The 12,619-nt window shown below is 64.6% G+C and carries 15 protein-coding genes; 5 read left to right on the forward strand and 10 right to left on the reverse strand.

What is annotated here, in order from left to right; translation table 11 throughout:
• Positions 1-56: 56 nt before the first annotated feature.
• From I6F20_RS07620 to I6F20_RS07650, 7 genes are all read right to left on the reverse strand, one after another.
• On the reverse strand, positions 57-662 hold the full coding sequence (locus tag I6F20_RS07620; protein ID WP_036000398.1) for a GNAT family N-acetyltransferase: 606 nt from the start codon (positions 660-662) through the stop codon (positions 57-59).
• A 151-nt stretch (positions 663-813) separates the two neighbouring features.
• Positions 814-1,212, reverse strand: a complete 399-nt coding sequence (locus I6F20_RS07625; protein WP_036000401.1) for a PaaI family thioesterase — start codon at positions 1,210-1,212, stop codon at positions 814-816.
• Positions 1,213-1,352: 140 nt separating this feature from the next.
• Positions 1,353-2,555 (reverse strand): kynureninase, encoded by a 1,203-nt coding sequence (gene kynU, locus I6F20_RS07630; RefSeq protein ID WP_036000460.1) that lies wholly within the window; start codon positions 2,553-2,555, stop codon positions 1,353-1,355.
• A gap of 8 nt (positions 2,556-2,563) precedes the next feature.
• Positions 2,564-3,403, reverse strand: a complete 840-nt coding sequence (gene kynA, locus I6F20_RS07635) for a tryptophan 2,3-dioxygenase (RefSeq protein ID WP_036033884.1) — start codon at positions 3,401-3,403, stop codon at positions 2,564-2,566.
• A 32-nt stretch (positions 3,404-3,435) separates the two neighbouring features.
• Entirely contained in the window at positions 3,436-4,248 is an 813-nt protein-coding gene (locus tag I6F20_RS07640; protein ID WP_036000407.1) for a hormone-sensitive lipase, read from the reverse strand.
• A gap of 234 nt (positions 4,249-4,482) precedes the next feature.
• The gene (locus tag I6F20_RS07645) at positions 4,483-5,760 is read right to left on the reverse strand and encodes an ArgE/DapE family deacylase (RefSeq protein ID WP_036000410.1); all 1,278 of its coding nucleotides are present in this window, start codon (positions 5,758-5,760) and stop codon (positions 4,483-4,485) included.
• 54 nt (positions 5,761-5,814) lie between these two features.
• Positions 5,815-6,540, reverse strand: a complete 726-nt coding sequence (locus I6F20_RS07650) for a pyridoxamine 5'-phosphate oxidase family protein (protein WP_225125648.1) — start codon at positions 6,538-6,540, stop codon at positions 5,815-5,817.
• Between the two features lie 74 nt (positions 6,541-6,614).
• On the opposite strand from I6F20_RS07650, the gene pdxR reads away from it, so the two are divergent.
• Both pdxR and I6F20_RS07660 read left to right on the forward strand, forming a co-directional pair.
• Positions 6,615-8,084, forward strand: coding sequence for a MocR-like pyridoxine biosynthesis transcription factor PdxR (gene pdxR, locus I6F20_RS07655; RefSeq protein ID WP_225125649.1), 1,470 nt, complete (start codon positions 6,615-6,617; stop codon positions 8,082-8,084).
• Between the two features lie 67 nt (positions 8,085-8,151).
• The gene (locus I6F20_RS07660; RefSeq protein WP_225125650.1) at positions 8,152-8,397 is read left to right on the forward strand and encodes a DUF6719 family protein; all 246 of its coding nucleotides are present in this window, start codon (positions 8,152-8,154) and stop codon (positions 8,395-8,397) included.
• 10 nt (positions 8,398-8,407) lie between these two features.
• On the opposite strand, the gene I6F20_RS07665 is transcribed toward I6F20_RS07660, so the two are convergent.
• Complete coding sequence (locus I6F20_RS07665; protein WP_225125651.1) at positions 8,408-8,770, reverse strand: hypothetical protein; 363 nt, start codon at positions 8,768-8,770, stop codon at positions 8,408-8,410.
• Between the two features lie 32 nt (positions 8,771-8,802).
• Positions 8,803-8,967: a hypothetical protein gene (locus I6F20_RS07670; RefSeq protein ID WP_167361658.1), complete on the reverse strand. Its 165-nt coding sequence runs from the start codon at positions 8,965-8,967 to the stop codon at positions 8,803-8,805.
• Between the two features lie 412 nt (positions 8,968-9,379).
• On the opposite strand from I6F20_RS07670, the gene I6F20_RS07675 reads away from it, so the two are divergent.
• On the forward strand, positions 9,380-9,592 hold the full coding sequence (locus I6F20_RS07675; protein WP_225125652.1) for a hypothetical protein: 213 nt from the start codon (positions 9,380-9,382) through the stop codon (positions 9,590-9,592).
• A 12-nt stretch (positions 9,593-9,604) separates the two neighbouring features.
• On the opposite strand, the gene I6F20_RS07680 is transcribed toward I6F20_RS07675, so the two are convergent.
• Positions 9,605-10,153, reverse strand: coding sequence for a CreA family protein (locus I6F20_RS07680; protein ID WP_036000425.1), 549 nt, complete (start codon positions 10,151-10,153; stop codon positions 9,605-9,607).
• 208 nt (positions 10,154-10,361) lie between these two features.
• Here I6F20_RS07680 and I6F20_RS07685 point away from each other — a divergent pair, with 208 nt between their 5' ends.
• Positions 10,362-11,885 carry a L,D-transpeptidase gene (locus I6F20_RS07685; RefSeq protein WP_225114137.1) on the forward strand — a complete coding sequence of 508 codons (1,524 nt, stop codon included), beginning with the start codon at positions 10,362-10,364 and terminating at the stop codon, positions 11,883-11,885.
• Between the two features lie 89 nt (positions 11,886-11,974).
• Positions 11,975-12,544, forward strand: coding sequence for a glutathione peroxidase (locus I6F20_RS07690; protein WP_225125653.1), 570 nt, complete (start codon positions 11,975-11,977; stop codon positions 12,542-12,544).
• Positions 12,545-12,619 lie beyond the last annotated feature (75 nt).

The raw sequence follows: 12,619 nt of genomic DNA on the forward strand, positions 1-12,619 counted from the left end.
CGAAAGCGGACCGGCCTGGCCGGTCCGCTTTTTGATTCCTGTCCGCAATTTCCCGGTTATGCGGCGCGATTGCCGTACATGCTCGAGATCAGCTTCCAGCACGTGCTGTTGAAGCTGAGAAGCGCGCGCCCAGCCGTGAACGGCGAGGCCGCGAGATCGGCAAGCTCGGCCTCGGGCGTCTTGGCGAGGTCGATCGTGCCGGTCGATTCACCATGGCGGAAAGCCAGATGGGCCCCGAACTTCCTGGCGAGCGCCCGCATCGCATGATTGTCCGCGCCCGTCGTGATGCGCAGCTGCTTGTAGCCCTTCCAGCGGGCCTCTGCGATCAGGCGGCGGAACAGCACGGTGCCGACGCCCTGGCGGCGCGCGGAGGCTTCCACGCTGAAGGCGACCTCCGGCAAGGAACCGTCCTCCGGCGGGTGCAGCTCGGCCGCGCCGCGCACCACGCCTTCGACGATATAGGCAACGATGACGGTGCCGTCCTCGGCACAGCGGGCGGCGTAGCGCTCGATGAAGCTGTCGTCGAGAAAGCCGTTGAAACGGTCGTGCCGGCTGCCGGCATCAAGCCTCAGCAGGTGATCGCGCAGGAGCGGCAATTCTTCCTGCTGGATCAGGGTCCGCACATAGCCGGGAACGGTACGGACGGTGTCTTCAAGTACCACGTCAGAACTCCTCTTGGTGTCCCTCGAGGAGGCGTTCGAATCCCTAGGCCTCCTATATTGTGCATCGCACCATGATTTTCAAGACGGAGACCTGCCCAAGTTTCGGGCACCGAAGCGACCAATTCGTTATTAAAATCAAAGTCCGGCAGTTTCACAGGACCAGCTGGGTCTGGGTCACCACCGCAACCAATTTGCCGTCCTCGGTTTCCAATCTGGTGGTCCAGACCTGGGTCCGCCGCCCTCTGTGCACCGGGGTCGCGGTGGCGATGACCGTGGCCCCCTCCTTGGCCCCACCGATGAAATTGGTCTTGCTCTCCAGCGTGGTCGTCCCCTTGGCGTCCTCGGGCAGATTGATCACGGTCGCTGCCGCGCCGACGGAATCGGCCAGCGCCATCACGGCCCCGCCGTGGATGGTGTGGTGAAGCGTGCAGAGTTCGGGCCGGACCGTCATCCGCGCCACCACGCGGTCCTTCTCCGCCTCGACAAATTCGACGCCCTTGAGTTCGGCGAACGGCATCTTCATCGCTTTAAGTTTCTCGAGCGGCGTCATCGGATCTCCTCCCAACTTCTTGTTGGCTCAACGTGAATTGCTTCAAGCCGCAAAGCAATGACGTCCGAGGTAATGGCGATGCTGACATCGGCGCGCAGAGCCGGGAAGCGCTGCACTGCGTCCGGGGCACGAGACCACCCTCACGTCACTGCATGCACGACCTGATATTCCGGCCGTCGCCACACCTCCCCTGAAATCACCTCTTCGACGATCTCCGCGGCCCGCACGATCTCGCTCTCGCCGATGTACAGCGGCGCGAGGCCGAAGCGCATGATGTCGGGCGCGCGAAAGTCGCCGACGACACCGCGGGCGATCAGGGCCTGCATCGCGGCGTAGCCGCCGGCGAAGGCGAAGGAGACTTGCGAGCCGCGCAGCTCATGGTCGCGCGGCGTCACGAGCTTGAGTTGCGGACAACGGCGCTCGACTTCACCGATCAGGAGATCGCCCAGCGCCAGCGAACGCGCACGAACCTCGGTAATATCGACCTTGTCCCAGATATCGAGCGAGGCCTCCAACGCCGCCATGGCGAGCACCGGCGGGGTGCCGACGCGCATGCGCTCGACGCCGCCCGCGGACGCATAGGCAAGCTCGAAAGCAAACGGTTTTGCGTGGCCCATCCACCCCGACAGCGCGGCGCGCGCGCCGTCGGCATGGCGCGGTGCGACATAGAGGAAGGCCGGCGCGCCGGGGCCGGCGTTGAGATATTTGTAGGTGCACCCGGCGGCGAAATCGGCGCCGCTCCCGGCGAGATCGACCGGCAGCGCGCCGGCGGAATGGGCGAGATCCCAGACCGTGACGATGCCGAGCGCATGCGCTTTCGCTGTCAACTTCGCCATGTCGTGGCGGCGGCCGGTGCGGTAGTCGACCTCGGTGATGTACAGAACGGCGATCTCCTCAGACAATGCGTCCTCGATCTCCTCCGGTGCTACCAGGCGCAATTGATGGCCCCGTCCGAGCGTCGCGATCAGGCCTTCGGCCATGTATAGGTCAGTCGGGAAGTTACCGGTATCCGACAGGATCACCTTGCGCGAGACGCTCATGTCGAGCGCGGCAGCTAGCGCCTGATAGACCTTGAGCGACAGCGTGTCGCCGACCATGACCGAGCCGGCCTCCGCGCCGATCAACCGCGCGATGCGGTCGCCGACATGGCGCGGCTGCACATACCAGCCTGCACTATTCCAGGCGCGGATCAGCTCGTTGCCCCATTCCTCGGTGATCACGCGGTTGACACGCTCGGCAACGCCCAGCGGCAGCGCACCCAGCGAGTTGCCGTCGAGATAGATCACGCCGTCAGGCAAATGGAACAAGGCTCTAGTATCGTCGTAGACGCGAAGCCGGGTCATGGACATCCCTACAGAATCGTACGCACGCGCCAGAGTTCGGGAAACAGTTCGACCTCGAGCATGCGCTTGAGATAGCTGACGCCGCCAGTGCCGCCGGTGCCACGCTTAAAGCCGATGACGCGCTCGACCGTGGTGACGTGGTTGAAGCGCCAGCGCCGGAAATAGTCCTCGAAATCGACCAGCTTCTCGGCCAGTTCGTAGAGCATCCAGTGGGTTTCCGGCGCCTCGTACACGATACGCCAGGCCTGCAGCACGCCTTCGTTGAAGCTGTGGGTTTCGCGAACGTCGCGCGCCAGCACCGCAGCAGGCATCTTGAGCCCGTTGCGGTCGGCAAGCCGCAGCACCTCGTCATAGAGGCTCGGCGTCGCGAGCTCGGCTTCGAGCAGCTTGATCGTCTCCGCATCGTGCGCGTGCGGCTTCAGCATGGCGTGGTTGCGGTTGCCGAGCAGAAATTCGATCAGCCGGTATTGCCGCGACTGAAAGCCCGAGGATTGTCCGAGTTGCGAGCGGAAGCGGGTATACTCGCTGGGCGTCATCGTGCGCAGCACGTCCCAGGCGCCGTTGAGCTGCTCGAAGATACGCGACATCCGGGCCAGCATCTTCATCGCGGGTTGCACCTCATCCCGTGAGATCGCACGGCGCGCAGCGGCGAGCTCGTGGATGGCGAGCCGCATCCACAGTTCCGTGGTCTGATGCTGGATGATGAACAGCATCTCGTCATGCGCCTCCGACAGCGGATGCTGCGCACCGAGGATCGCGTCCAGCGCGAGATAATCACCGTAGGACATGCGCCGGGTGAAATCGGTCTCGGCGCCTTCGCTTGTGGGATCGTAATCGCTGGACGTCATGGCTGGCCCCTCTCGATCGATCGTCCCTGGCCTCATTCATCGAGGCCGATCAGGCGCGCGGTGATCTGTGACGACGGATCCTTGAGCCCGTCGATCACCGTGAAATGGTTGAGGCCGGGCTCGACGACGAGGTGCGTCGGCACGTCGAAGCCGGTCCAGATGTTCGCCATCAGATCGGACTGGCGGATGAATTCGGGCCGCTCGCTGCCGCCGACCCAGGCCGTCACTGGCGAACGCCCTCGTGGCAGATGCAGCGCCGCGCTTTCCAGCGTCGCCTCCTCCATCGTCATGCGCAGCGTCTCGTTCATCCCCGTCTTCAGGAGCGGACGCAAGTCGTGCAGGCCGCTGATCGAGAGCGTACCGGCGATGCGGTTGTAGACGGCGGACTCGAGCCGGCTGTCGCCGCACAGCATGCGTGTGACGAGGTGGCCGCCGGCGGAATGGCCGGCGAGCCGGATCGGCCCCGAGACGAGCGATGCCGCTTTGGCGATCGCGGCGGTGATCTCCGCAGTGATATCGGAGATGCGGGCAGCTGGTGCCAGTGTGTAGCTCGGCAGCGCCACCGTCCAGCCATGGTGCCGCGCACCTTCGGCGAGATCGGTCCAGGTCGATTTGTCGAAGCGCATCCAGTAGCCGCCATGGACGAAGACGACGAGACCCTTGCTGTCGCCGTCAGGCAGGATCAGATCGAGCCTCTGGCGCTCGCCGGCGCCGTAGGCGATGTCGGGGCGAAATTCCTTCAGCCCGGTGCGGTAGGCCGCCGCCCGCTCCGCCCACAGAGCCGGCAGCTTGTCTGAGCCCGGGATGTGGGCCGAATTGGCGTAAGCGTCATCCCAATCGCGCATCGTTGCTCCCGAGGACTAACCGAACGCCAGTCTGCCACCGGTCAGGGCGGCATCCTAGTCTTTCTTTTAAGCTTAAAGGATTGAGGGAGCCGGTGGATTGGGCAGCGACCGCTACGAGGGTACAGGGTGGGCAAAGCGGAGCGTGCCCACCATCTTGGTTCATCCGAGAGAAAGGTGGTGGGCATGGCGCAAGTGCGCCTTTGCCCACCTACCGCAGTGGCGATGGGGAGACCGCTACGCCTTCTCCACGCCGCACCATTCCGCGATGAACAGCGCCATCGCCTTGGTCGCCTTCTTCAATGACTCCAGGTCGACGAACTCGTTGAAGCCGTGCATCTCGCCTCCGCTGGCGCCAAAACACAGACTCGGGATGCCGTGGTTGAGGCCGTAGAAGCGCGTGTCGGTCAGCGCCGTGAAGACGAGGTCCTCTGGCGTACCGCCATAGACCCTGTTGAAGGCCTTACCGAACGCAGCCTCGGGCTCCGCGGCGTTGGTCAGCTCATAGCCTTCCGACAGGAAGCCGGACCATTCGACCTGCGGCGGATTGTTGGCGAGGAAGCGGTGGTTGCGCGAAGCGGCGGCGACGCAAGCCATGATCTCCTTCTGGTGATCGGCGATCGACCAGCCCGGCAACACCGCAATCCGGCAGTCGACATCGCACCAGGCCGGCACGCTCGAGGCCCAGTCGCCGCCCTTGATGATGCCGGCGTTGAAGTTGACGGGATGGTCGAGCGTCTTGAAGTGACGGTCGGCCTTGGCCCGCTCGTTCCATTCGATCTCGAGCTTTTGCAGCGCCTGGATCAGGTGATATGCCGCCATGATCGCGTTCGCGCCGGAGCCTGCGAAGGCAACGTGGGTCGGATGCCCCTTCACGCGGAGGCGGAACCAGATCACGCCGACCTGGGAGCGCACCATCTTGCCGCCGGTCGGCTCCGGAATGAAGCAGGCGTCCGCGCGATAGCCGCGTTGCAGCGTCGAGAGTGCGCCGACACCGGTGCTCTCCTCCTCGATGACCGATTGGAAATGGATCCGCGCCGTCGGCCTGAAGCCCGCGGCCTTGATCGCGTCCAGCGCATAGAGCGCACCGATCGTCCCGGACTTCATGTCGCAGGCACCGCGGCCGAACATCTTGCCGTCCTTGATGACCGGCGCGAATGGCGGCGTTTCCCACAATTCCAGCGGACCGGCCGGCACCACATCGCAGTGCCCTTGCAGGATCAGCGACTTGCCGCCATTGGTTCTCGGACGGTAAGTTCCCACCACGGATCGCGCCTTCGAGAAGTCGTGCTCGATCGGACCGAAGCCGCGCAGATCCTTCAAATCCTCGACGTCGATATGCCAGTCGTCGACCTCGTAGCCACGTTCGCGCAGGAGATCGCCGATCATGTCCTGGCATGGTCCCTCCGCCCCGCGGGTCGAAGGGATCGCGACGAAATCGCGGGTGGTTGCGAGCTGAGCCTCGAAGCCGCTGTCGACGGCGTCAAGAATCCTCTGCTGCGTTTCGGCATTCATTCGGGCGACTCCAGACATTCCAATGGTCCCAGGGAGCGCGCAAACTAGCCGATTTCAGCCGTTCGGGTACTCCAGAAAATATGCATCCCGCAATGCATCTTCGAGCAGCCGGCCTTCGGAATAGCCGTTCAGAGTCGCAGGCCGGCTGACACCATCGAGCAGGCGCGGGCACGGTTCGGGGGCGCCGAGCACGGTGCGGACCGGAATGCGCTCCGCATAGATCGGCAGCGCATAGTCCTCGTCATCGTCGGCGACGCCCTTGGCGCGGATCTTGGCCGAGGCTTCCTCGATTTCCATTGCGATGAAGGACGTCGCCTTGATTTCCTGCGTGGTGCTCTGTCGCAGGCCGGCGGTGCGATCCGGGAAGAAGCGATCGACCATCGCGATCACCGCCCGCTCCTTCTCATCGGGGTCGGTGACGAGATAGGCTATGCCGAACGCCATCACGGCGCGGTAGTCGGCGGAATGGTTGAAGCCGCAGCGTGCCAGCACGAGGCTGTCGAGATGGGCGACCGTCAGGCAGACGCGCTCGCCCTTGCTCTGGTTGCGCAGCATGCGGCTGGCGCTCGATCCGTGCCAGTAGAGCCTGGTGCCCTCGCGCCAGAAGAAGGTCGGCGTGCAATAAGGCTGGCCGTCGATTGCGTAGGAGACGTGGCACAGCATCGAGGAATCCAGGATGCGGTGAACCGTGTCGTGATCATAGAAGCCACGGTCGTGCCGGCGCTTCACCTGGTTGCGTGCCGATGTCGGATAGGAATTCGAGGTCTCGGTCTGGCTCACGGCCGCTCCTGCTCGGATGGAAGAAATCCGGAGCAGTTGTAGCGGCGCATTTGGTCTGCGATAGTTCCAATTCCATGCGAAAAATTCCGACCAATTCGTCGTCCCGAACCACGCCCGAGCTTCCGCTCGACCTCAGCGGCCCTCACGTCACGGCCGGCGCTTCCGCCGCGCACCGGCTCTATCAGGCGCTGTGCGAGATGATCGTCTCCGGCCTGGTCAGGCCGGGCGAGCCGCTGCCGCCGTCGCGGACGCTGGCCAGGCAGACCGGATTCCGCCGCAACGCCGTCGTCACCGCCTATGAGCGCCTGATCGCCGACGGCTTTGCCGACGCGACGGTCGGCTCCGGAACGTTCGTCGCGGCACGTATCCCCAAGCGCGCCGCCGAGCCGAACAAGCCGAAGGTCGTTCTCGAAGCTCCAAAGCAGGGCGCGTTTGCGCTTGGCTTCACCCATATCGACGAACGCGCCGTGCAGCGTTTTCGCGCTTTCGTCGGCCGCCGCATGCGCGCATTCGGAACTGAGCACCTGCATTACGGCGACCCTCGCGGCAGCCGCGAGCTGCGCGTTGCGATCGCCGACCATCTGTTGTCGGCGCGGGGGCTGCGTTGCGATCCCGACCAGATCATGCTGACCTCAGGCACGCTGCACGCGCTGCGCATCGTGCTGAGCGCGATCCTGAAATCCAGCGACCATGTCTGGTGCGAGGATCCGGGCTATCCCGCCGCGCGAAAAACCATCGCCCATTGCGGTTATCGCGCCGTGCCCGTCCCGGTGGACGAGCACGGGATGCGCGTCGCCAAAGGCCGCATCGCGGCGCCGTCCGCGCGCGCGGCCTACGTTACGCCGTCGCACCAGTTTCCACTTGGCGTGCAGATGTCGATGCCGCGACGGCTTGAGCTTCTGGACTGGGCCAAACAGGCCGGCGCATTCGTGCTCGAGGACGATTACGACAGCGAGTTCCGCTATGACGGCGCGCCGCTGATGTCGCTCGCCGGCATCGATCGCCTCCAGCGCGTGATCTATCTCGGCACCTTTGCCAAGACGCTGTTTCCGGGCCTGCGCATCGGCTATTGCGCGCTGCCCGAACGCCTGATCGCGGACGTGACGACGGCGCGGGCGGCGCTCGACCGCTTTCCCGGCACGCTGATGGAGGGCGCGGTGGCGGACATGCTCAATTCCGGCGCCTTCGCCGCGAATCTGAAGCGCGTGCGGAAACTCTATCGCGAGGCGCGCGACGTGCTCGCCGAGAGGCTGGAAGTCGCATCCGGTGGCGCGCTTTCGGTGCCGGTGCCCTCACAAGGCCTGCATCTTGTCGCCCGGTTCGATCCTGCCGTCGATCCGGCGGTGGCGGCGCTGTCCAAGCAGGCGGCCGGCGCTGAAGGCTGGCTATTGGCCGACACTTATTCGCGCGGGCGTCCCCTGCCCGGCTTCGTGCTGGGATTTTCCGGACATCCCGTGCCGCAGCTCGTCGCCTCCGCCGAACGTCTCGCGAGGGAATCGCGCGCGGCCTTGGCCGCAAAAGGAAGACCGACCCGTCGGGCCTGACGAAGCTTCACTATCAGAATCGCCCGCCGCTCCCTAGATTGCGGCATTGATTCCGGGACCTCACATCATGCTGCTGCGCCGTGCGACCTGCCTCTCGCTGCTGATCTCCATCGCGCTTGTCTCGACGGCACGCGCTGCCACAGTCGGACGCGAGCAGGACATCGGCGATCTGAAGCTCGGCCAGCGCGTGCTGGTGGATGACGGAACCTGCCCCGCCGGTCAGCTCAGGGAAGTGCGCGGCGCGAAGATGACCGACAAGGGAGTCTCGCGCACGAGTTCCTGCGTGCCGCGGCACGGACCGAAAACGAAGTAAGGATCCGGGACTATTTCGCCGGATCGAACATGCACTGCAGGGTCGGTTTGGCGATCTTGGTGAAGGTCGGGCCGATCTCGCTGTGCTTGGAGGCCGGTACCCAATCTGTCTCGATGGTGGGCACGCCGGTCTCGCTGATGCCGCGCAGCAGCGCTTCGCGCAGATCGCGATCCTCGACGGCCGCGGCGGCGTGATCGTGCAGGCAGCCGCAGACCGCTTCCGGATGCTGCCAGCGCCCGAGCATGTGCGGCGCACACTGGCGCACGAACTCGCCACGAGGATCGGGTAGCCTGGACGGTGAGCGGACCTGCGCATAAGCGAAGCTGATCGTCAGAAGGGACACGAACGCTGCGGCGCAGAGACGAAGCAACATGATTGGCTTTGCCGGCTGTTTGTTGTGTGCGGTCAGAAGCGCGCGGCGACCATGATCGGCTGAGCGGCCGGAACCGCAACGGGCGAGCCGCTGTACTGGAAGGTACCGACACCAGGGAGATTGCCGTCGGGCGCACCCGCCAACGAGGAGCCGGCGAGCACGAAACCGAAAGCAAGGATGAAGCTGAGCGCGCGCATGATCTGTGTCCCAATTCTGTGGCCGGCGGTGCGCCGTCGTCGTTATGAGCCTGATAACCATGGGCGGTTTCGCGCGTGATGCGCGAAAAACTGAAAATCGTTTCGTCTTCGTGAGAATTGTTTCGTCCCGGCCGCGGCGACGAAACAATTCTCGGAAAATGCCAGTTATTTCAGATAGGTCTGGCGGCAGGCCAGAGTCGCCTGCCAAGTTCCGGCGCCGGCACGGACGTGCACCCCGCCCAGGCGTCGTCACGCGGCCGCCGCGCGCGCTTCACATGCATTTTACGTTTTTCTGCTGAAAGGGCGGCAAAAGAAGGCTGGATCCTGTCGAACCGGAATTGGTTCGGCAACGACCCAAGCCATCGAAACCGAGACGCCCGGATCATCGGGCGCATTCACGTGAGGGATGGCCATGATGGCGGGAAATCGCGCAACGCCGCGCGATGAAAATCCACCGACGGAGCGCGTAGATCAACCGATCATTCGCGGCAGCACCGGCGCAATGGCGCTGCAATCGAGCCGCGGCCTCGAGGCGGCGCCGCAGACGTTCGTGCGACTGACCGGATCGCGCCTTGCGACGCCGCGCGATCGCCGCCGGGTGAACGCGAGCGCGTTGCAGGAGTGAACGCGGAGCGCCTCATTGCGTGAAGAACTCGCCGCACTTCTGGACGTTTGCGTCCGCCGGTCCCCACGGCATGATCGGCACGGTCGAGGTCGAGTTCTTGGGCGAGCCTTCGATCAGCTTGTCTGAATAGACCATGTAGACCAGCACGTTGCGCTTGGCGTCGCAGCCGCGCACGATCTGCATCTTCTTGAAGAACAGCGACCGGCGCTGGCGGAACATGTCGTCGCCCTGCTCCATTTTGTGCTTGAACTTGACCGGACCGACCTGGCGGCAGGCCAGCGAGATATCCGAGACCTCCTCGGCAAGGCCGAGCCAGCCTTTGAAGCCGCCCTTCTCCGGCACCGTGAAATGACAGGCGACGCCTTCGACTTCGGGATCGTCGAGACCATAGGTCGCGAGCTTGTCGTTCGGGCTCATCCATTTGAACACGGTAGAGCGGCGGAAGATCAGATCAGGTTCGTCGGCCGCAGATGCCGAGGCCATTGGCGCGGTCAGAGCCAGGAGGAATAATGCGAGGCCTTTCAGACGGATGCTCGAAAGACCGGGGAAACGAGATGACATGAAGTTCTCCGCTAACAAGTCCCCGCAATGTAGGAACGCAAGCGGCGGTCAGGAAGGCGGCAGAGGAGCGGACCAGGCCGCCGTTTACCGCTCCGTGAGGCTTTTTTGCTACGCCTTGGACAAAAGTAGCTGATGGCAGAACCGCGCTGCTGGTGAACGCGTATCCCCTTTGCGAGACTAACGTCTGATTTGGATAATGGATTCGAGGATGAACAGCGTGAACGGGTGGGGTTCGCCTGCCAAGCCGGCACGGCTGTGGCAGGTCGCCATGTTGACGGCGGCGGGTGCGATCGGCGCAACCAGCGAAGCAAACGCAGCATTTTATTACTGGACGGACTATTCCGACCGGCCCTACTACGCCCGGCCGAACCGGCTTCCCGAAATACCGCGCCAGAAGCCGCAAAAGCGCGGCGCCGCAAGCAAGAAGGACGTCGTTGTCGAGAAGGAAGCCGGCACCAAGCCGCAAGGGCCACTCGTCATTGTCGTCTCGATCGACCGGCAGAAGATGACGGTCTACGACAAAGCCGGCGTGTTCGCGGAATCACCGGTGTCGACGGGCATGAAGGGCCACTCGACGCCGATGGGCGTGTTCAGCATCATCCAGAAGCACAAATTCCACCGTTCCAACCTCTATAGCGGCGCGCCGATGCCGTACATGCAGCGGATCACCTGGTCCGGCGTCGCGATGCATGCTGGCGCGCTGCCGGGCTATCCGGCCTCGCATGGCTGCATCCGCATGCCCATGGCGTTCGCGATGAAGATGTGGAACTGGACCAGGATGGGCGCGCGCGTGATCGTGGCGCCCGGCCAAGTGTCGCCGCAAAGCTTCTCCCATCCCGTGCTCGCCTCCATGCGCGTGCCGCCGCAGCCCGCCGCGAGCCTCGCGCCGCAGACCAATGTCGCTGACAAGGCCGATAAGGGCACGACCGAAGCCAAGCCGGTCGAGACCAAGACGGCCAGCGCCGACAGCGTGGTCGAGCTGCGCACCTCGGTCGGCCACACCGTGTTGTCGGACGTGACCACCGGCCATGCGGCTGCGCGCGAAGAAGCCGCGGCGACGGCCGACGAGGTCAAGACGGCCGAAGCGGCCAAGCCTGCGTCCGAAGACGCCGCCAAGCCGGCGACCGAGAACAAGCCTGCCGACAAGGTCGACCCGGTCAAAACGGAAGCCGCGAAGGCACCCGATGCGCCGGCGCTCGCCACCGCACCCGATGCAAAGAAGGACGAGGGCCGCCTCACCGATCCTGCGCCGGCGGCAAAGCCGGACACACCCAAGCGGGCCGGCCAGATTGCCGTCTTCATCAGCCGCAAGGATTCCAAGCTCTATGTGCGGCAGAATTTTGCGCCGCTGTTCGAGGTGCCTGTCACGATCGCCGCGAGCGACCGGCCGCTCGGCACGCATGTCTTCACCGCCGAGCTCGACAAGGCCGATGCCAACACGCTGCACTGGTCGGTGGTGTCGCTGCCCGTGTCCGCCCGTTCCGTGGCGCGCGAGGACGACAACCGCGTGGCGCGCCGCCAGCGCGGTGCCGCCGTGATCCCCGTCGCCGCAAAACCGGTGGTGACGCCGGACAGCCCAGCCGAAGCCCTCAACCGCATCTCGGTCCCCACTGAGACCATGGCGAAAATCAACGAGATGCTGACGTCAGGCGGCTCGATCATCGTCTCCGACCAGGGCATCAACCAGGGCGAGACCGGCGAAGGTACCGACTTCATCGTCCGCCTGTACTAGCTCTCTCGCAGGACCGATAACGCGGTGTTGACGCGCGAGGCCGCAGTGGCGGAGTAATCTGCCCTCGGATCATCTCGGGGGACGCCGTCATGATGAATCGCAGAACCGTGCTGAGCGTCACGCTTGCGGGCGCGTTCGCGCCTGTCACGCGCGCCCTCGCCGATGGCGCCCTGAGCCGGATCTCGGCCTACGCCTTCTCCTTCCCCGCATTGTCAGGCGACGACATCCGCCTCGCCACGTTCACCGGCAAACCGCTGCTGGTGGTGAACACGGCCTCGCTCTGTGGCTACACGCCGCAATATGCCGGCCTGCAGGAAATCTGGAACGAGTTTCGCGGGCGCGGGCTCACCGTGATCGGCGTGCCGTCCAACGATTTCGGCGGCCAGGAGCCCGGTGGCAGCAGCGAGATCACGCAGACCGCACACCACCAATATGGCGTTACCTTCCCGATCACGGCCAAGGCTGCGGTGGTCGGTGCGCGGGCGCATCCCTTCTACAAATGGGCCGCGGAAGCCCGACCGAAGGAAGTTCCGCGCTGGAACTTCCACAAATACCTGATCGGCCGCGACGGCTATATCGCCGAGGTATTTCCATCCGCCGTCGAGCCGGCCGACACGCGGATCAAGACCGCCATTGCAAGGGCCCTGGCCGACACTTGACTCACGTGCACGACTCAAGTGCACGCCATCCGGCTGGGCACAATTGCGACGCGGCATCAAACAGCCGTTGCAATG

The organism is Bradyrhizobium sp. IC3123 (assembly GCF_020193625.1).
GTDB lineage: Bacteria > Pseudomonadota > Alphaproteobacteria > Rhizobiales > Xanthobacteraceae > Bradyrhizobium > Bradyrhizobium yuanmingense.

Bases quoted from the DNA above. Each gene is read 5' to 3' on its own strand.
- I6F20_RS07675 (WP_225125652.1), top strand. From the start codon at position 9,380: ATGATGGCGGGAAATCGCGCAACGCCGCGCGATGAAAATCCACCGACG.
- I6F20_RS07690 (WP_225125653.1), top strand. From the start codon at position 11,975: ATGATGAATCGCAGAACCGTGCTGAGCGTCACGCTTGCGGGCGCGTTC.
- I6F20_RS07670 (WP_167361658.1), bottom strand. From the start codon at position 8,967: ATGCGCGCGCTCAGCTTCATCCTTGCTTTCGGTTTCGTGCTCGCCGGC.
- kynU (WP_036000460.1), bottom strand. From the start codon at position 2,555: ATGACCCGGCTTCGCGTCTACGACGATACTAGAGCCTTGTTCCATTTG.
- I6F20_RS07640 (WP_036000407.1), bottom strand. From the start codon at position 4,248: ATGCGCGATTGGGATGACGCTTACGCCAATTCGGCCCACATCCCGGGC.
- I6F20_RS07645 (WP_036000410.1), bottom strand. From the start codon at position 5,760: ATGAATGCCGAAACGCAGCAGAGGATTCTTGACGCCGTCGACAGCGGC.
- kynA (WP_036033884.1), bottom strand. From the start codon at position 3,403: ATGACGTCCAGCGATTACGATCCCACAAGCGAAGGCGCCGAGACCGAT.
- I6F20_RS07660 (WP_225125650.1), top strand. From the start codon at position 8,152: ATGCTGCTGCGCCGTGCGACCTGCCTCTCGCTGCTGATCTCCATCGCG.
- I6F20_RS07665 (WP_225125651.1), bottom strand. From the start codon at position 8,770: ATGTTGCTTCGTCTCTGCGCCGCAGCGTTCGTGTCCCTTCTGACGATC.
- I6F20_RS07680 (WP_036000425.1), bottom strand. From the start codon at position 10,153: ATGTCATCTCGTTTCCCCGGTCTTTCGAGCATCCGTCTGAAAGGCCTC.
- pdxR (WP_225125649.1), top strand. From the start codon at position 6,615: ATGCGAAAAATTCCGACCAATTCGTCGTCCCGAACCACGCCCGAGCTT.
- I6F20_RS07685 (WP_225114137.1), top strand. From the start codon at position 10,362: ATGAACAGCGTGAACGGGTGGGGTTCGCCTGCCAAGCCGGCACGGCTG.
- I6F20_RS07625 (WP_036000401.1), bottom strand. From the start codon at position 1,212: ATGACGCCGCTCGAGAAACTTAAAGCGATGAAGATGCCGTTCGCCGAA.